The organism is Ktedonobacter sp. SOSP1-52 (assembly GCF_016587395.1).
In genome coordinates this window covers 33,862-52,367 of the sequence record NZ_BNJH01000004.1, presented here as the reverse complement: position 1 = coordinate 52,367, position 18,506 = coordinate 33,862, and the positions used below count along the sequence as shown (strand labels likewise).

The window sequence follows — 18,506 nt, the reverse complement described above, 5'->3', positions numbered from 1 at the left end:
TTACGTGTATGCTCGGGCGCCAAAGATTGCCCGCCCAATGCGAACAATGGTGGCTCCTTCCTCTATTGCGATGACATAGTCATTGGTCATGCCCATAGAGAGTTCAGTACAGGTTGGACCCAGAATCTCGTCGCGCAGATGATCGCGTGCCTCGCGTAAGGCGCGGAAGAAGGGGCGAACCTCTTCTAGGTCCTCGACCTGTGGCGCGACTGTCATCAGGCCACGTACCTCCAGGTGCGGCAAGGTTGCGACCTGGCGCGCCAGGTCAGGGATATCAGTGAGCGTGACTCCGGTCTTGCTCGCCTCACTCGCCACGTTGACCTCTAGCAAGATCGGCAGACGACCCGCTTTACGTGGTGTTGCCTCCTCTGCCAGCAGGCGGTCAAGCGCCCTGGCGAGATGCAGGCTATCTACACTCTGTACAATATCAAATGTACTCACGACTTTGCGCGCTTTATTCGTTTGCAGGTGTCCAATCATATGCCAGACCAGGTCTGCTGGATGAAAGACTTCTATTTTGCTTAGGGCCTCCTGCACACGATTCTCGCCAAAATGCCTTATACCTAGATTATATGCTATCTGTATCATTTCTAGAGGCTTCGTTTTGGAGACCGCCACCAGGGTAACCTCTGAGGGCTCGCGCTGAGCGGTGTGTGCCGCTTCCGCGATCCTTTCACGCACATGCTTGATGTTGGCGCTCATCTCTGCTATTTGTTGATCGGATGCTTGATGCTCTATCACGATGACCGCTTTCAGCCTTTCCTCTTGAAATGTCTAGTGTATATATGTCAATTACGTTTGAGTTGTACCCCTGGTTCTATCAGAAAGATTTTTCTTGCGTAAGGTGTCAGCAATACGCGCTCGCCCGCATTGCTGACACCTTACTCTCCTTGAAGCGCGATGAAGACCGCGAAGCGCCCCGTTTTCCCCTGCTCCTTGCGGTGTGAGAAAAAGCGCTCAGCATGGCAACTGGTACAGAGGTTTGTCGCCTCAATATGCTCCTCAAGCAGGCCAGCCAGGAGTAACTGGCGGCGGTGCGTCTCTTGCAAATCGAGACGCAGGCTCTCGCGACCCTGTATATCGATTGTGCTAAAGGTCGCTGACTCGCGGACAAGCTCACGATATTGGGGAGCTGTAGGTGCAACGTCGAATAGTTCGCGACCCATAAAAATTGCGCGTACCTGTTCAGAGACCTCGTAGCAGCATGCGCCAATCGTGGGTCCGATACCCGCGAGGATGTCTTCTGGCTGGCAGCTAAAGCGCTCGCGCATCGCCTCAATCGTCGCGGGTCCGATTCCTCGTGCTGTGCCGCGCCAGCCCCCGTGCGCGATGCCAGTGACCTGTTTGACGGGATCATAGAAGACAAGAGGTGTGCAGTCCGCGAACGACATGGCCAGGCCAACACCTTGTTCATGGGTAATGATGCCATCGCCCTTGCGAATCGTCTCAGGCGCCCAGCCTGGTTGATAGTAGGAGATCTGGCCCCAGTCGGTACGCCAGGGGTCCTGGTAGGTAAACGTATGAATATCTGCTTCGTGGACCTGCCAGAGCGTCACACAGGGCCGGCCCTCCATATTCATTGCTTGCAAGACTAGTTGGCGATTCTGGATAACGCTCTCTACAGAGTCGCGTAGTATGCTGAGAACTGGTGTGGAGGTGTTGAGTCCGGTAAAGGGGGCCTCACTTACGCCGCCCGCGCGCGTAAAAACTCCATGGATTAGATTGGGATAGGGGGTAAAAAGTTCAAATTGCAGGTAGTGTAGGTCGCCAAACTGCTGCTCAATCAAGGCTCTATCCTTTATGCTCTAACAAGAGAAGGGCTGGTCTGTTCCTCGCTATATGTGTGGCGCGCTTCTCTTATTTCATATTCGGTCTCTGCTTTATGCTTCTTCATTCTAGCACATCCATCGGGTGTCTCAATCTTTCGCGCCTGCGGCGCTTATGAGTTAAGTCAGTGAAGGACGGGCGCGGGCATTCGCCCGTCCTTCACTGACTTAACTGGTGAGTGCTAGAAGCGTTGTAGGGTCCAAGCTGGCTTGGACTATGGTCCATCAGGAGGTTGGGAGGGCTGTGTGGGGAGAGGCATGATGGTTGACGTTGCGTCAGACTCGGAGGGACCTGTCGGCAGAGGCGTGATGGTTGATGTTGCGTCAGGCTCGGAGGGGCTTGGTGGCGGAGGTGGGTATTCGGTGTCAGGATTGCGATCCTGGACGTTACAGCTATGGGCACTGGTATCCAGCGCAAAGACGCGATTGAGGAGTGGCTGGAGCGCCGCGCATTCTGGGAGTATCACCGCCTGTGTGGTATCAGTTGTGGCGTCATAGACCTCTTGTGCTATGCCATAGTCTTGCTCATTCTGCCCTGGCCCAAGCGTGATATGCTCAATCGTGTGTGTATCGAGGGTGCGCGCGAAATTGGCCAGGTCGAGTAGTTCGCTTGTGTCCAGGTCAGTATAGGTGTCGCCCTGCATATCATTGAGAAGGCTGGAGAAATGTGTAATGACATTGGTCAGGGTCAACTTCTGGCGTAATGCCTCAAGCACCTGCTGCTGGCGTTGATTGCGGCCAAAATCTCCAACCAGGTCGCCATGCCGTGAGCGTACATACTTGAGCGCCTCGGCTCCCGAGAGATGTTGTGGCCCGGGTGGCAGGTAGAGGCGAGTGTAATTGTAAGCATTGTTGTCGGCCTTGTCTGAATCGGCCTGCTGTCTGGTGTCATCGGGATAGGCATCATCCACAATGGGGTGACGCACCTCGATATCGATTCCTCCCATGGTATTGATGAGTTTAGCAAAGCCATCTAGACCGATCCAGGCGTAGCGATCAATTTTGATACCATAGTCTTCCGCAAGCGTTTTCTCTGTCAGAAGGACACCATCTTCGAAGCGATTGGCATGCTGTGTACCCAGGTAGAAGGCCTGGTCAAGCTTATACATCCCATTGGCTTCAGGAACCCAGACCCAGGAGTCACGTGGGAGTGAGAGCATCGTAACATGATTGTGTATGGGATCCACACGTACGACTATTACAACTTGCGTTAGTACCTGGGGGAAAGTGTATTTGGCATCATTATCGCTCCCCAGGAGGAGAAAGTTCCAGGCATGGCCCTCAATACTCGTCGCCTTGTTGACGGGACGGAGAAATTTTGCCAGCTGAGTCTGTAACGGGTTGCTAAGCTGAAAATAGCCAGCCACGCTGATGAGTACAGCAAGCAGAAAGAAGGTTAAAAAGACATATGAGCCGATATGGGGCTTTTTATATCGTCTGGAGACTTGCTTTTGTGGAGGCGTAAGCTCAAAATTAAACGCTGAAGGGTGTTTGAACTGGTGAGGCTGTGTTTGCCTACTGATAGCTTGTATATGAGGCTGTGTTTGCCTACTGAGTGCTTGTATATGAGGCCGTGGTGTCTGCTGTAGTTGTGAGCTGAATTGCATATGATCCGAAGGATACTGCTTCATAAACACTTCTCAGTTCTAGCTTAGAGTAATACGGCCCGAGGGTAGCCCTGGCTCGACAAACGCCTATGTCATCAGGTATTTTTTACGCCCATCCAGCCGCAACGCACTGTACGCGAAGAAGCGGAACAGCTCTGGCGTCATGGACGCTTCTTGACGAAAACTTGCCCATATTTATAGTATAGTGAAGGGGAGTATTGATATTCTCCGGGGTACTACGAGGAGGAATGTTGAGATATGGATTTAGCACAGATACAACAGGCATTACATGCAGAAGGATTGGCGGGGTGGCTCTTTTATGATTTTCGCGGCTCCAATCCGATTGCCTATAAGGTGCTCTCGCTCTCCACTCGCGAGTTCTACTCGCGACGCTGGTTCTATTTTATTCCTGCGCAGGGCGAACCCACGGCCTGCGTCAGCTCTGTGGAGTCGCATGTGCTGCGCTCACTGCCGGGAAAGCGGCTTGTGTTTCGGACCTGGCAGGAGCTAGAGATGCACCTGGGAGCACTTCTGCCAAAGGGAGGGCGTATCGCGATGGAGTATTCCCCGCGCAACGCCATCCCTTACATCTCGCGTGTCGATGCTGGAACGATTGAACTGGTGCGCGCCTGCGGCGTCGAGGTGGTCAGTTCGGCGGACCTGGCGCAGTACTTTGTGGCGCGCCTGACGGAGGCGCAGGTGCGTGGACATCGCGAGGCGGGTCGCCGCCTGATCGCCGCCAAAGATCAGCTCCTCGCCGAGTTGGGTCAGGATCTACGCGCCGGTCGCGAGTTGCATGAGTATGGGGTGCAGCAGCGCTTTGTCGCCTTGATGCGTTCCATGGGCATCCAGTTCAGTGGTGGTTATCCCATCGTCGCCGTGAATGGCAATGCCAGCAATCCGCATTATGCGCCAGGTGAAGAGCACAGCAGCCCTATCCGCCGTGGTGACCTGCTCTTGCTGGACTTCTGGGGCACGCTAGAGGGCGAAGAGGATGCTGTCTTTGGTGATTACACCTGGATGGCCTTTGCTGGGAGCGAGGACGAGATTCCCCAGAAGCAGCGCGAGGTCTTTGAGGTCGTGCGCCAGGCACGTGACTCCGCCATAGCCTTTATTCGTGAGCGCCTGGTAGCGGGGACGCGTGTCGAGGGGCGCGAGGTCGACGATGTTGCGCGCAACGTCATCGCGAAGGCAGGCTATGGTGACTACTTTGTGCATCGCACTGGCCACAGCATTACTACCATGGACCATGGCGATGGCGCCAACAACGACAACTTCGAGAGCATGGACTCACGTGCCCTGCTCGCCGGCACCTGCTGCTCCATTGAGCCCGGAATCTACCTCCCCGAGTTCGGCGTCAGAAGCGAGGTCGATCTCCTCATTCACGAACACGATGTCGAAGTAACCGGCGTGCCCGCGCAGGAGCGCCTGACCCCCCTTTTGTAGTCGATGGAGAAAGCGTATAGGGGCGAACTGGCATTGCCAGTTCGCCCCTATACGCTTTCTCCATCGACTATTGAGATTACAACCCTCCTTACATTGGGGCGTATAAGATAGTGATGACCGCAATGCAATAATCATTGATCCCGTTCGACAAGAATGTTTGCGTATAGAGCGAGATGTATTGCTATAACTGGTCGTGGATAAGCTCAGAAGCAGCTACAACGATCCTCTACAATGTGAGCACAGCCAGACTGGAGGCTTCGACCCATGGGCGACGAATATCGCGAAAACGACAACTATAACTACGATCCGCATACCCACGAACAAAAGGATGGGTTTCAGGGATCTTCCGATGATTTAGATAAGCGCATTGAGGATATCAAGCGCCTGGTGGTGCAGGGGGCAAACGAGGCTCAGCAGCGTATCAAGCGCGTTGTTGACCGGGCCGGTGGCTACTGGCAGCAGTCACAGACGGCACCTATGCCTCATCAACCCTCAAGCGTTGAAGAGCACCGCATTCGTCAACTTGCTAATATGTGGAGCAACCAGAACTGGCGCGTCGCGCGCGAACTGGGCACCTATATGGAGGTGCGTTCCCTGCGCATCGACGAGGTCTGGGAAGTCACGCTGGAGACGCGCTGGGAGACCCGCACCATGGAGATTATCAACGAGCCATATCAGGGACGCAACGTTGGTATGCCGCGGCCCTTGCTGCCAGTCTGGGACTACCAGTTGGCAGATGTGGTGGGCTTAAAAGCCCCGCTGACACGCACACGCTTGAACGATCTCGACGAGGTGGTCTCCTGTACCAACTGCAATAGTACAGGGCATGTGCTCTGCTCGAACTGTAATGGGCGCGGCTGGATCGTCTGTCCCGAGTGTAAGGGCCGTACCAAGAAGCGTTGCACAACCTGCCGTGGGCGCGGTTATATCTCTGATGTCGCACCTGGCGGCGAGAAAAAGCCCTTCTTCCAGCGCCAGGCCGATACGCTGATGCGTTCAGTTAGTGGCAAGTTCTCCGATGCGCTGGACGGAATTCGCCAGCAGGGGTACCTGTTCCTAATCCCATGGATACCGATCCCGCGAGCAAAGGTCCTGTTATCCCCTGTCCCGATTGCGTCAAAGGCGAAATGCCCTGCACCTGTGGCAATGGCAAGCGGGTCTGTGATGTCTGTGAAGGCGCGCGCATGGCACTCTGCAACAATTGCGCGGGCACAGGGAAACTGGTACGCCATCGTGAGATTGTGCGTAGCTTTGACCTGCGTACGCAAGCGCGTATCGTGGGCGAGAGTGTTATTCCCTCGCAATATCTGGAGAAATCGCATGGCGACCTGGTATATAGTGCCGAAATCACGGAGCCGCTTTACGCCGATGCTCCTCCTGACGAGGTACCAAACGACGTGTGGCGCTCTGCGGTGGAGATGATCAACGCGGAGCAGCGCCAGGATAAGCCGGGTATCGATCCCCAGACGCAGTCGCGCCCCACGCTCCAGGTCGTGGAACTGGTGCGCATCCCCTACACCGTCGTGGACTATCACTATGCCGACCAGGATTATACGCTGTATATCTACGACAACGAAGGAAGCGAGAAGTTTTACGCCGACTCCTATCCTGTACGCTGGGATCGCATAGATCGCCTCTTTAAGGCCATCTCCAACGATCTGCTGACGCCAGCCCCGGGCACAACTCCTGGTGCGCCAGGCACATCCACATCCTCCGAGGAGAGCAATCGTGGCTATAAAGCCGAGCGCACAACCGGGGGCTACCGGGTGCCCATTGAGTTCTCGCCCTACGAGCCCGAAGAGGAAGAGGGCGAGAAAAAGCCCGAGAAGCCCGATGACAACCAGGGTTTTAACGGCAACGACTATCGCTATCGCTAAGCGGAGGTAGATAGAGAGAAAGAATGCGTGGTAAAGGCCGTGCGGCCTTTACCACGCATTCTTTCTCTCTTCTCAATTACACCGTCGCGTGCTCGCGCTGCTGGAAGTAGGCTTCAAGCTCCTCCAAGCGGACCTGTGTCTGTTTGCTGTCGATATCCTCGCCCTCGGCGCGCATATCTTTGATGGTGATGACGCCATTCGCCAGTTCGTCGGCGATAATGAGGATGGCGTACTCGGCCTGTGAGTTGTTGGCCTGCTTCATCTGGGCCTTGCGGCTGCGGTCGCCGTAGCTCATCTCGGTACGTAGGCCAGCCTTACGCAGGCGCGCTGTGACGTGGACCGCCGCGTCCTTGAGCTCTTCTGTGCGGTCGAAGTAGACGACGAAGACCTGGGCTTTCTTCTCGGCAGGTAACTCAACACCCTGGCGTTTCATCTCCAGGATGATGCGCTCAATGCCCGCTCCAAAGCCGATGCCAGGCACATGGGCGCCCCCTAGCAGCTCGGCCAGGCCATCGTAGCGCCCACCACCATTGATGGAGAGCTTGCTATCAAACTCCGAGATAAACTCAAACACGGTATGGCTATAGTAGTCCAGGCCGCGTACCAGGAGGGGATTGATCTCGTAGGGGACCCCATAAGCATCCAGGTAGCGGCGCACGGCGGCGAAATGCTGCTGCGCACTCTCGCTCAGGTGATCAATCGTCTTGGGCGCGTTGGCGATTTTGGCCTGGTCCTGCGGCTCTTTACAGTCAAGCAGGCGCAGTGGGTTCTTCTCAAAGCGCACCTTGCAGTCCGTGCAACACGTATCGAGCAGGGGGCGATAATACTCTCTGAGCTTCTCGATGTACTGGGGGCGGGCCTCTTGATCACCAATACTATTGAGCTGGACGTTGATTTGTCTGAGCCCCAGGCGAGTATAGAACTGGTAGAGCAAGGCGATCATCTCTGCATCCAGAACGGGATCATTCTCGCCGAGTGCCTCGCAGCCAAACTGGTGGTGCTCGCGGTAGCGCCCTGCCTGTGGCCGGTCGCGGCGGAACATCGGCTCGCTTAGATAGTAGAGCTTGACTGGCTGGGGTAGTCGCGACATACCATGCTCCAGGTAGGCGCGCACAACACCAGCCGTGCCCTCCGGGCGCAACGAGAGGTTCTGGCTGCGGCCCTCTTTGTCGGCGCGGTCGTCAAAGCTATACATCTCTTTTGAGACGATATCAGAGCTCTCGCCAGAGGTGCGCCGGAAGAGCGAAGTCTCCTCCAATAGCGGGGTCTCGATGCGGCGATAGCCAAATAGCTCTGCTATCTCCTGGGCGACCGTCTCTACATACTGCCAGTAAGGTTGCTCGTCTGGCAAGACATCTCTAAATCCTTGTAAGGCTCGAAATTGTTCTGACATAATGGCTCCTGCTCCTCCACATACAAACGATTGGGGCTATTATAGCAAATTCCACCGTGAAAGGCACCTGCTTTGCAGGAAAAGGGAAAGTGGGGAGTGCAGAGGGGCGTCAGCCCCTCTGCACTCCCCACTTTCCCCTCCCGCCGCAGGCGCGATGTATCCCTTTCAAACGAAATTGAACAGAGCACTAGGATTATGTGATCCAGCGGCCTGTGACAAACTGGGTGAGGAGGAGGAAGAGCAGGCAGCCTGAAATAAGCAGGTAGTGTAAGTGAAAGGCACGGCTCTGTCCGATGTTCGCCAGGATAATGAAAGCCGGGAAATCCATGAGCAGGTAGCGCGGAAAGGACTGGAGGGGGAAATCGCCAACGACTGGAAGCAGCTGGATGAAGAGGAAGAGGGCTATGCCAAAGAGGAGATAGCTAGTATGGCGCCTGGAGAAGCGCCAGGGGCCAACCAGGCCAAGCAGTAGAGCTCCAAGCACGAAAAGATTGCAGCTTAGATCGAGTACATTGCGTAATCCCTGGAAGCTGAGGAGGCCGGGCCCGGTTTGTATGGCCTGAAAGGCACGTAGGGTCGCGAACCAGGGGAGCTCAGGAAGACGTGTCCACACGCGTGCTTGCACGTGTGAGAAGGCCAGCCAGTCGCCGAATTTATGGTAGCAATAGAATGCATAGAGTCCGGGTCCAAGCACAAACAGGCCTGCACTCAAGCCATCCGGCCGAAGTCTTCGTGGTCTGAAACGAGAGTGCTGGAGATACTCATAACAGAAAGGGAGCAGAAGGAGGATGCCAGCCGAGCGTGTCAGGCTGGCTGCAAAGCCAAAGAGGCCAGCCCACCACCAGTGCTTCTTGCGCATGGCATAGAAGCTGAGCAAGGCCAGACAGAGAAAGAGGGACTCGGTATAGACCGTGCCGAAGAAGAAGGCCGTGGGGAAGAGCGAGAGATAGAGAACGCTCCGTCGTGCCAGTCCAGGGGTAGATGCGAATACAAAATCCTCCTGCACGAGGCGATAGAATACCATCAGCAGCACGAACCAGGCGAGGTGCGCGATGACCGTGCCCGCGAGGTAGGGCGAGGGAATAATGGGTCGTGTCAATCGGATCAAGAGGGGATAGAGTGGAAAGAAGGCCGAATGCTCGATCTGACTATAGCCCTGGATCGCAATGTGTTCATAGTACAGACTGTCCCAATGCTCCCAGGAGTGAGCCAGTACTGGCCATGATGCTGCTCGCCAGGAGAAGTCTGTCAGGGTATATAGGAGGCTATAGCATGTGCCGACAAAAAACGCGACATGCAGGGCCAGGTAGAGCGGGACAACTTCGCGCGCAGCCTGGTACCATGCGAGCAGGTGCCCGGCCTTCTGCTCTGAACAAAACGGGCCTCTATAGCTACGTGGAGCGTGGGGAGTACTCGTCTCACTGCACCCCATTCCCTTGTGTCGGCTAAAGCGGATAAGCCTCATAGATCGCCTTTCCCCGCTTCTACTTGTGGGTTAACCTGACGTACAAGGTGTTTGGCAAATTCGTTGGTAGGTGTATGGTGCGGGTTGACAGCCGCAGGCCGTCAACCCGCACCATACACCTACCAGTGCGAGCGCCGCAGGCGCGAGGTTTCAAAACCATAACTTGTACATGGGCGTTGTTAGGTTAAAAGATATATAGCCCCTGTGGGAAATGTAGCAAGAAGGTAAAATGGTGTGTTTGTATATGTTGCTGAAAGGATCTGGGATATAGCTAAATACGTATAGTTAATAGACAGCGAGCATGGAGAAATTCTATATTAAAAAGTGTGAATTTGTCTATGGTTTTAAGCACAACATATTATATCCACAGGCGTGTACAGTTGGCCTTTCTTATAAGAGAAATAAGTTCTAGCTAGAAGACGGCGGTGTGATGTGTCGCAAAAATTTAAATCTCCATTTGTCGTACGGGATGGTCTCGACTCCGATGATTCCTCCGGCGCCATCTCTTTGCGAGAGGCCAGGCGTTCGGCTTATAGCCTGCCTTCAATCTGGCTATCCGGTTGCTTATTGTTTATCGCTGCCTTAACATTTAACCTCTATCGTATCGGTACGCCCAGCGTCTGGTTTGATGAGGCCTTCTCGGTTGAGTTGGCGGGCCAGCCATTGCCTCTCCTGTGGCGCCTGGTATCGACCCAGGAGCCAAATATGGGACTTTATCATCTCTTCTTGCATGGATGGTTATCTGTAGCCAACGCGGCGGGGTTTCTTCAGACAGAGGCGGTGGTGCGCCTCCCTTCCGCGATCTTTGCCGCCCTGGGCACGGTTGTAGTCTTTCTGTTGGGACGTCGGGTGCGTAGCAATAGCGCAGGTATTGTTGCGGCGGCTCTATACCTGTTGAATGATTGGCAACTGGTGTATGCACAACAGGCACGTGCCTATAGCTTGCAGGTCTTACTGCTCTGCCTCTCCTGGTATGCCTTGCTCAGCATCCTGGCACGACCACGAGCGACGAAGTGGTATTGGATCATCTACGTTAGCACGAGCGTCCTGGCCATTTATACACACCTGTTTAGCGTGGTCATTCTGGGCACTCAGGTGCTAGCGCTGGCGGTGGTATGGCTCTTTCCCGGACTTTTTGCTACAGGTGAAGCGCGTAAACACCTGCGTTCTCACATTCAGGTCTTTCTGGGATGTTTTGCCCTGGTACTTCTCTTGAGCCTGCCCATGCTCTTGTTGAGCCGAACTGCTGATAAGACCGGCTGGTTGCCGCAGGCACGTCTGAGCGACCTCCTCTACTTTTGGCATTCTGTCAGTGGCAACAGCAAGTATTATCTACTGGCTATGTTAGCGATGCTGACGATTGCGGTAGGCCTGGTGTTCTGGAGTCGTCTCGTTGCTGGGCGCGGGCAGCGTGTGGAAGAGGTAGAGTCTCATGTCTATTACCAGACATTATGGGGTTGGCTGCTCCTGTGCTGGTTGCTGGTGCCGATTGTGAGTACTTATCTCATTTCGCAGGGTTCGATCCGTCTCTTCTCGGCACGTTACCTGATTGTTGTAGTGCCTGCTCTGACTCTTGTGCTGGCTTACGTGATCGGAAACATACGCTGGCGCCTTCCACGCTTTGGCCTGGCGCTGGTGCTATTGGCTCTAGCAGTTATGGTCGTGCCCTTCTATTATCGCAGCGCACAGGTAGAGGATTGGAATAGCGCAACCGCCTGGGTGCAGGAGCATTTTCAAGACGGTGATGGCATGATCTGCTATGATAATAGTGTCCAGCAAGGGTGCCAGGTCGCTGTGGAGTACTACCTTCACGCGTATCCCGGGCCTGCCCATTTTGAGGCGGGGGCGCCTGGTGAGTTCTCCTGGGAGAATATGGGGCCAGCGCGCACCGCGGGACCCGATGAAGCTGTGGACCCAATGGCCTTGCAGACCTTCGCCTCCAGACATCAGCGCCTTATCTTTATTGTGGGACGCCTACCAGATGATGCCGCCGCCAACAAAACTAGCATAGCTTTGAACTGGTTACAGAGTCACTACCATCTTGAGTCGTCCTTTCAGAAGCGTACAGTACAGGTCTATCTCTATACAGTTCGGTAGGAGTTGTGACGGCCCATGGCCGTCGGCATGATAAGATAATACTATTGAAGTGAAAGGATTGGCTGGTGATGCAGGAGAGCCCGGCCACTGGCAAGGTAGGCGTGAAGGTCAGAACAAACTATAGCCTCTCGGTGGTTATGCCTGCGCATAATGAAGAGGTCGCGATTACAGAGACCGTGAGGCAGGTACTCGACGCCGTTACAGAGTGGGTAGAGGATTTTGAGGTGATCGTTGTCAATGACGGGAGCGTGGATCGGACGCGCGCGCTCCTGGAGGCGATGGCTGCCCAGGAGCCCCGGCTACGGATTATAAACCACGAAGTCAACCAGGGATATGGAGCAGCCCTGGTCAGCGGTTTTGAGGCAGCAAGCAGAGACCTGGTCTTCTTTATGGATTCCGATGGCCAGTTTGATATTTATGACCTGGCTCGCTTCTTCCCTTTGATTGAGGAGTATGATGCTGTCCTGGGCTATCGCCTGGATCGCCAGGATACCTGGATGCGCAAGCTGAATGCCTGGGGTTGGAAGATGCTGGTCTCATTCGTCTTCAAGCTGGAGGTGCGGGATGTCGATTGCGCCTTCAAGCTATACCGGGCGCGTTTCTTTCGTGAGCAGCGCCTGGAGACGCGCGGGGCAATGATCAACACCGAGATCCTCTATAAGTTTAAGCGCGCAGGCTATACCTATACCCAGGTGGGTGTACACCACCTCTCACGGCGCGGAGGCAAGGCTACCGGCGCCAAACCGAGTGTAATTGTGCGGGCCTTCCGTGAACTCTTTACCTATGCCCGTAAATGGCGCCAGGAAGAGCAACTGGCCAGGCTGTAGGGGCCATGCTGGCATGGCCTTTTCCCGCTCTCCCATACACCTTATCCAGGCTTGTTCCTGTGTGGTAGGATACGAGGAAGAAGGTTTTATCCCTCATAGTCCAGGAGCCAGTGATGTCTGTTTCATTTGCCGAACAATATGCGAGCCTGTTGAAAGATGTCTTTCGCGAGCAGGCGCAGCAACAACTTGCGCAGGGCGCGGATGCGCTGACATGTGCCGATATGTATGCCGAGCAGGGCAAGCCCGATTTTACCCTGGCCTTTTTGCTTGCATTCGATGCCGAAGACGAGGTCAAACGCGAGATTTTGGCACGCTCATATGAGATGCGGGCCGACCTCTCGGAGGAGCAGGCCAGGAAGTTTTCCGAGGAGTTTCACCGCTCTTTCCCCTTGATCGCCCAGGAGGCGCAGAAAGATCGATCCTCCGCCCAGAAGATCCGCCAGGGGCAGAAATTGCGCCGGAGCCCGCACCTCAAAGCGCTGCGTATGAACCCGTAGCGTCGAGCCACCCAAAGAGAAAGCCGGTGCACTTGCAAGTGCACCGGCTTTCTCTTTGGGCTTCTCAGATGTCTAGGCGTTCTCGCCCTCGTCTGAGGTCTCCTCGTCCTCCTCGATTGCGTCGAGGGCTACCTCTTCAACCTCAGTTATGGCTGTAGCCTCACCCTCGACCACTTCGGACTCGGCCTTTTCCTCGTCATCGGTCTTCTTGCCGTTAGCGACAGCGACGGCGACGACCTTATCATCTTCGGCGAGGTTCATCAGAGTGACGCCCTGAGTGGCGCGACCTGCCTGGCGGACCAGGCTCACATCGGTACGGATAACCACGCCGCTGGCCGAGATGAGCATCAGGTCGTTATCCTCTTCGGTGACCATGCGAGCCGAGGCAACCTTGCCGGTCTTCTCAGTGACCTTGGAGGTCAGCACACCGCTACCACCACGATTGTAGGCGGGATACTCATCGATGGGGGTGCGCTTGCCATAGCCATGTTCGGTGACGACCAGCAGCTCGCCTCCAGGAATGACCGCGTTTAGGGAGACAACGGTATCGTCGTCTGCCAGGCGGATGCCGCGTACGCCGCCACTAGTGCGCGAGGCAGAGCGGAGTTGGTCAACGCCAAAGCGAATGGCGTGGCCATGTGAAGTGATCAGCAAGACGTCTGCCTCGGGGCCAACGAGCTTGGCGCCGATCAGCTCATCGTCATCCTCCAGGTTCATGGCGATCAGACCTGAGCGGCGGACGACCTCGAAATCACTCATCGCAGTCTTCTTGACCTCGCCTTTCTTGGTGGCGACGACCAGGAAGTCATGGGTGTGTCCCTTGGGAACGTAGACAATGGCGGTGACGCGCTCACGCTGTTCAATCGAGATCAAATTGATCAAGTGCTCGCCACGAGCCGTGCGACTGGTGTCGGGCAGCTCATAGACGCGTAACTGGAAGACGCGACCGCGATCCGTGAAGAAGAGCAGGCTATCATGCGTATGTGGAACGAGCAGGTGGCGAACCGTATCGTCCTCGCGTGTCGCCATGCCGGTGACGCCTCGTCCACCGCGACGCTGCGCGCGATAGGTTCCAGAAGGCAGGCGTTTGATATAGCCCTTCTCGGTCAGGGTTACCACGACCTCTTCGTTGGGAATCAGGTCCTCGTCCTTGAAGTCGCGGACCTCGCTCTCCTCGATTTCTGTGCGGCGAGCATCGCCAAACTTCTCTTTGAGTTCCTTGAGGTCCGCCATGATGATGCCGCGGATCTCGTTGATATCGCTCAGGAGCTTGTGGTAGTAGTCGATATGCTGCAAGACATCCCTGAGCTCATCCTCTACCTTCTGGCGCTGTAAGGCGGCCAGGCTGGCGAGGCGCATATCCAGCACCGCGCGTGCTTGTTCGTTTGAGAAGCCGAAGGTTTGTTGCAGTTCTTCGGCCAGGCCAGCCGTCTCGCGTCGTGAGCCGCGAATAATATTGATAACCTCGTCCAGGTTATCCATGGCGATCTTCAAGCCCTCTAAGATGTGCTTGCGTGCCTCGGCCTTGCGCAGCTCAAACTGGGTGCGCCTGGTGATGACCTGCTCGCGATGGGTAATGTAGTGCTGCAAAAACTTCTTGAGCGTCAGGGTTTGCGGCTGCGAGTCGACCAGGGCCAGCATGTTTGTGTTAAAAGAGCTCTGCATGGCCGTATATTTAAAGAGGGAGTTGAGAATGCTGCGTGGATTGGCGTCGCGCTTGAGTTCGACAACCATGCGCATACCCTGGCGATCCGACTCGTCGCGCACCTCAGAGATACCCTCAATTCTTTTATCGCGAGCCAGTTCAGCGATCTTCTTGACCAGGTCGGCCTTATTGACCTGGTAGGGAAGCTCGGTGGTGATAATGCTGGCGCGTCCGCGCTCGTTCTCTTCGATATGGGTGCGCGCACGGATCACGATGCGACCTCGACCGTTGGCATAGGTATTGCGGATGCCTTCGCGTCCCTGAATGAGACCACCGGTTGGGAAGTCGGGGCCGCGTACGATACGCGCCAGGTCTTCGGTCGTGGCTTCTGGATTCTCAATCAGATGGATAATGCCATCACAGATCTCGTGGAGGTTATGAGGCGGAATATTGGTGGCCATACCCACCGCGATGCCCGTTGTACCATTGAGCAGCAGGTTGGGCAGGCGAGCTGGAAACACCACCGGCTCCTTGGCCTGGTTATCGTAGTTTGGGACGAAATCGACGGTATCCTTATCGATATCGCGCAGAAGCTCATCGGCGATGGCTGCCATTTTAGCTTCGGTATAGCGCATGGCGGCGGGTGGATCGTCGTCTTGCGAGCCAAAGTTGCCCTGACCCAGGACGAGAGGATAGCGCATCGACCAGGGCTGAGCCATACGCACCAGAGCTTCATAAACAGAGGCATCGCCATGAGGGTGGTAGCTTTTGAGCACCTCGCCCACGGTACCAGCGCATTTGCGATACGTTTTGTTGGATTGTAGCCCCATCTGCTCCATGGCATAGAGAATGCGCCGATGCACGGGTTTTAAACCATCGCGTACATCGGGGAGCGCGCGGCTTACAATGACACTCATCGAGTAGTCGAGATAGGCTCCCGTCATCTGCTCGACGATGTTGACTGTTTTGATATTGCCTAGTTGCATAAAACATCCTCACCCAGAAAAAATCAAGACATAGCCAGATGGCGATATCGGAATGAAGTGCTGGTGTATAACGACTGTGTATCAGTTGCAGTTCTTACAGGTTTAGGAGGGGATTTAGAAAATTTGATCCTGCCTACGTTTATAGTATAGCACATTTGGGGCATAGTAACGAGTTTTTGCCCTTAGGTAATGGTACGTTATTAAGTTGGATTCATGTAGGCTTTTGGAAACAAATTTGGTATATTATGCCCTATGTTTTAGAGATATCGTGTGGTATGATTTAATGCAAGAACGGAAATTGCGGGAGAGTCATATCACCTGTAGTCACAAAGAGGGCGAGTAGTGTTGCGTCCATTAACACTGATGCCATAGGGGAGTGACGAACATTATGTCTTTGCCATTTACAGAAACGCAATGCTTCTATGTAGCAATTCTGGCATTTATCGTCATCGGGTTTCAACGCGGCTGGAAGAGGGAACTGGTCTCGCTTGTGTTTGTGCTCCTGGCCATTTTCCTGGTGCGCCCCGATAGCGGAAAATCGTTTAGCGATTTTCTGAATCGCCTTCCATCCGTCTTTGGATTTCTCGTAACAGGAAACACCACAGGAACCCCTACGACTCCGACGACGAACTTTCTCTTAGGCCCCTGGGGGGCTATTATATTGTTTGCCGCGGTCGTGGGACTTGGCTACTTCATTGGGAATAAGGCATTCCCAAGGCCAGGCGCGCCAGCGGAGCGCTTTATTGGCGTTATTCCGGGGATTGTCTCGGGAGCCTTTATTATGGCCTTCCTCAGCAGTCTGATCCCTAAAAGCGCCAATGGGCAATCGTTTCTCACGGTTGCCGTCCAGACACCTGATCCTGGCAATTTTGTGCCTATTCTCTTCCTCATCGCCATAGTCGCGGTCATTGTGGCTCTGATCGCTTCGCGAACCAAGAAGGCTGGTGGGGGAGCCAAAAAATAGCAGGCGTTTACGCTGCCGTACCGTACTTATCGGTTCCGCTTCATGGGCCGCCTTTTAAGATCTTATTCCGAAACCCAACGTCACTGACGTGACTAGCGCTTCCCCATTCGGGGACCACCTAACCCCATTCGGGGGCAAGCGGTGGCACGGCAAGCGCGCTCAGGGTTTTCGGATCAGAAGTAACTCGCGTTTGTGGCACGTTGCTCGGAGATGGATGCAATGAGGTGAAGAATGGCTGAAAAAATCAGGGAGAAGGCCGCTAGCGCCACAAAGCAGGATCCCTGGGCTTCTGGACGCCAGCGTTTTAACTTGCAACAATTTCGGCGCAAAGGCCGAAAAAACAAATGGACCTTTTCTGGGCAGCAGCCCGATGAAGAGGTCCGTTTGGTTGTGCGCCGTCACTGGTGGTTTCTGATCCAGCCGGGCGCGCCAGTCATTGGCCTGGCCCTCCTGCTGTTGCTCTTGCTCTGGGCCTCGACGGTCCTTCCAGGGGATACCACTCTCTGGTGGACGATCAATGGCCTGCTCTTCCTCTGCTTGTTGGGAGTGGGAGGTTGGTTTGCCTATCGTCACCTGGTCACCTGGTGGTATGAGACCTATATCATTACCAACAAGCGCATTATCAATGCGCGTGGCCTCTTGCAGCCTACACGCCAGCAGACGCCGCTTGAAAAGGTAGAGCAGGTAGGTACAGGCGTCGACTCGATGCTGGGCCTTTTCCTCGGCTTTGGCACGGTTCATGTCTACCTGGCGGGTGGCGACCTGGTCATGAAGGAGGTTCCCAACCCCAAGAAGGTGCGTGACGCCATCCAGGGGATCACGGACGAGATCAAGGCCAAGAAGAAACCTGAGCCCCCGATTCCGCAGGTGGAAGATCCGGCCCTGGCCAATGTGCTCAAAGAGCTGGCCAAAGGGAAGCCAGTCCCCGAGCTACAGAACGCGGATGCCGACCTGCCGCCGCTGCGAGGTGAGGAGGGGCGCTTCCAGGGTCCCAGGCGCACCTTTGGTGGTATTTTGCGCATCCCGACGGATGTGCGTTATACCTCCGGCGAGTATACCGTCAAGTATGTGCAGCGTTCGCGCTATGTGCTCTGGCGCAATGAGATCATTCCCGCGGCCTCGCTGCTGGTTGTGCTGCCGCTGACCTTGCTGATGCCCTCGTTTAATCTGGTGACCGGGCCATTTCTGGGCTACTGGCTCTTCTTTATGGGCCTGGTGGTTCTGGGCTTGCTGGTCTCGATGGGCCTCATCTACATGAATTATGTTGATGACGTCTATATCCTGACCAATAAGCGTATTATTGATATTAATCGTTACTTCGTCTTCTTCTTCGAGCAGCGTATCGAGACCGAATACAAAAGCATTCGCGATGTCAAGGTCATGGTGCCCAATCTCCTTGAGCGCTTCCTGGATATTGGAAATGTCTACATTGAGACGCCGGGCAATAGTCCAAACATCATTCTGGAGTCGGTCGACCATCCCTTTGTGTTGCAGGACGAGATCTCAGCTATTCGTGGACACAAAGAGAAGGTGGATAAGGCCAAAAAGGAGAATGAAGACAAGAAGAATATGGAGCGCTGGTTCGGTACCATCCTCAAAACAATTGAGGATACGACCAGGAATCGTGGTGCGCCTGACTTGCGGCATAAAGACCTGCTGACCGCGATGGAATATGCCCATGAGTATGGGCTGGAGGTCTCGGTCTGGGGTGAGGCTGAGCCTACCAGCGCGATGCCGCCGGGCTATGTCTTGCATCAGAGTCCGCCGCCAGGAACCATCATGGAGGCCGGCAGTTGTATCGAGGTTGTCTTGAGCACGAGTCTGCGTACTCCTCTTGCCAACCAGGTCCAGTCCTATTAGCCATAAAGAAAGAGCT

The 18,506-nt window shown here is 55.0% G+C and carries 14 protein-coding genes; 8 read left to right on the top strand and 6 right to left on the bottom strand.

What is annotated here, in order from left to right; genetic code table 11:
* The 3 genes from JMJ16_RS35395 to JMJ16_RS35385 all read right to left on the bottom strand — a co-directional run bounded on the left by JMJ16_RS35395 (position 1) and on the right by JMJ16_RS35385 (position 3,457).
* Entirely contained in the window at positions 1–741 is a 741-nt protein-coding gene (locus tag JMJ16_RS35395; RefSeq protein ID WP_201389350.1) for a YggS family pyridoxal phosphate-dependent enzyme, read from the bottom strand.
* Between the two features lie 140 nt (positions 742–881).
* Entirely contained in the window at positions 882–1,787 is a 906-nt protein-coding gene (gene pgeF / locus JMJ16_RS35390) for a peptidoglycan editing factor PgeF (RefSeq protein ID WP_201389348.1), read from the bottom strand.
* Between the two features lie 254 nt (positions 1,788–2,041).
* The gene (locus JMJ16_RS35385; protein ID WP_201389346.1) at positions 2,042–3,457 is read right to left on the bottom strand and encodes an LCP family protein; all 1,416 of its coding nucleotides are present in this window, start codon (positions 3,455–3,457) and stop codon (positions 2,042–2,044) included.
* A 234-nt stretch (positions 3,458–3,691) separates the two neighbouring features.
* Between JMJ16_RS35385 and JMJ16_RS35380 the strand changes: the two genes are divergently transcribed.
* From JMJ16_RS35380 to JMJ16_RS35370, 3 genes are all read left to right on the top strand, one after another.
* Positions 3,692–4,879 (top strand): Xaa-Pro peptidase family protein, encoded by a 1,188-nt coding sequence (locus tag JMJ16_RS35380; protein WP_201389344.1) that lies wholly within the window; start codon positions 3,692–3,694, stop codon positions 4,877–4,879.
* A 264-nt stretch (positions 4,880–5,143) separates the two neighbouring features.
* A complete protein-coding gene (locus JMJ16_RS35375) occupies positions 5,144–6,301 on the top strand; it encodes a hypothetical protein (protein ID WP_201389342.1) in 1,158 nt (385 codons plus the stop codon).
* On the top strand, positions 6,298–6,756 hold the full coding sequence (locus JMJ16_RS35370; RefSeq protein ID WP_201389340.1) for a hypothetical protein: 459 nt from the start codon (positions 6,298–6,300) through the stop codon (positions 6,754–6,756). Before JMJ16_RS35375 ends, JMJ16_RS35370 begins: the two co-directional genes overlap by 4 nt.
* A gap of 76 nt (positions 6,757–6,832) precedes the next feature.
* Here JMJ16_RS35370 and hisS read toward each other — a convergent pair whose 3' ends face one another.
* Both hisS and JMJ16_RS35360 read right to left on the bottom strand, forming a co-directional pair.
* Positions 6,833–8,149, bottom strand: a complete 1,317-nt coding sequence (gene hisS / locus JMJ16_RS35365) for a histidine--tRNA ligase (RefSeq protein ID WP_201389338.1) — start codon at positions 8,147–8,149, stop codon at positions 6,833–6,835.
* 193 nt (positions 8,150–8,342) lie between these two features.
* A complete protein-coding gene (locus JMJ16_RS35360) occupies positions 8,343–9,614 on the bottom strand; it encodes a mannosyltransferase family protein (protein ID WP_201389336.1) in 1,272 nt (423 codons plus the stop codon).
* Positions 9,615–10,046: 432 nt separating this feature from the next.
* On the opposite strand from JMJ16_RS35360, the gene JMJ16_RS35355 reads away from it, so the two are divergent.
* The 3 genes from JMJ16_RS35355 to JMJ16_RS35345 all read left to right on the top strand — a co-directional run bounded on the left by JMJ16_RS35355 (position 10,047) and on the right by JMJ16_RS35345 (position 13,035).
* Positions 10,047–11,711 (top strand): glycosyltransferase family 39 protein, encoded by a 1,665-nt coding sequence (locus JMJ16_RS35355; protein WP_201389334.1) that lies wholly within the window; start codon positions 10,047–10,049, stop codon positions 11,709–11,711.
* Positions 11,712–11,779: 68 nt separating this feature from the next.
* On the top strand, positions 11,780–12,538 hold the full coding sequence (locus tag JMJ16_RS35350; protein ID WP_201389333.1) for a glycosyltransferase family 2 protein: 759 nt from the start codon (positions 11,780–11,782) through the stop codon (positions 12,536–12,538).
* 113 nt (positions 12,539–12,651) lie between these two features.
* A complete protein-coding gene (locus JMJ16_RS35345; protein WP_201389331.1) occupies positions 12,652–13,035 on the top strand; it encodes a hypothetical protein in 384 nt (127 codons plus the stop codon).
* Positions 13,036–13,107: 72 nt separating this feature from the next.
* Here the strand turns inward: JMJ16_RS35345 and gyrA are convergent, their stop codons facing one another.
* The gene (gene gyrA, locus JMJ16_RS35340; RefSeq protein WP_201389329.1) at positions 13,108–15,666 is read right to left on the bottom strand and encodes a DNA gyrase subunit A; all 2,559 of its coding nucleotides are present in this window, start codon (positions 15,664–15,666) and stop codon (positions 13,108–13,110) included.
* 388 nt (positions 15,667–16,054) lie between these two features.
* On the opposite strand from gyrA, the gene JMJ16_RS35335 reads away from it, so the two are divergent.
* A complete protein-coding gene (locus JMJ16_RS35335; protein WP_201389327.1) occupies positions 16,055–16,630 on the top strand; it encodes a CvpA family protein in 576 nt (191 codons plus the stop codon).
* 231 nt (positions 16,631–16,861) lie between these two features.
* Positions 16,862–18,490 carry a PH domain-containing protein gene (locus JMJ16_RS35330; protein ID WP_201389325.1) on the top strand — a complete coding sequence of 543 codons (1,629 nt, stop codon included), beginning with the start codon at positions 16,862–16,864 and terminating at the stop codon, positions 18,488–18,490.
* The last annotated feature ends 16 nt before the right edge of the window (positions 18,491–18,506 follow it).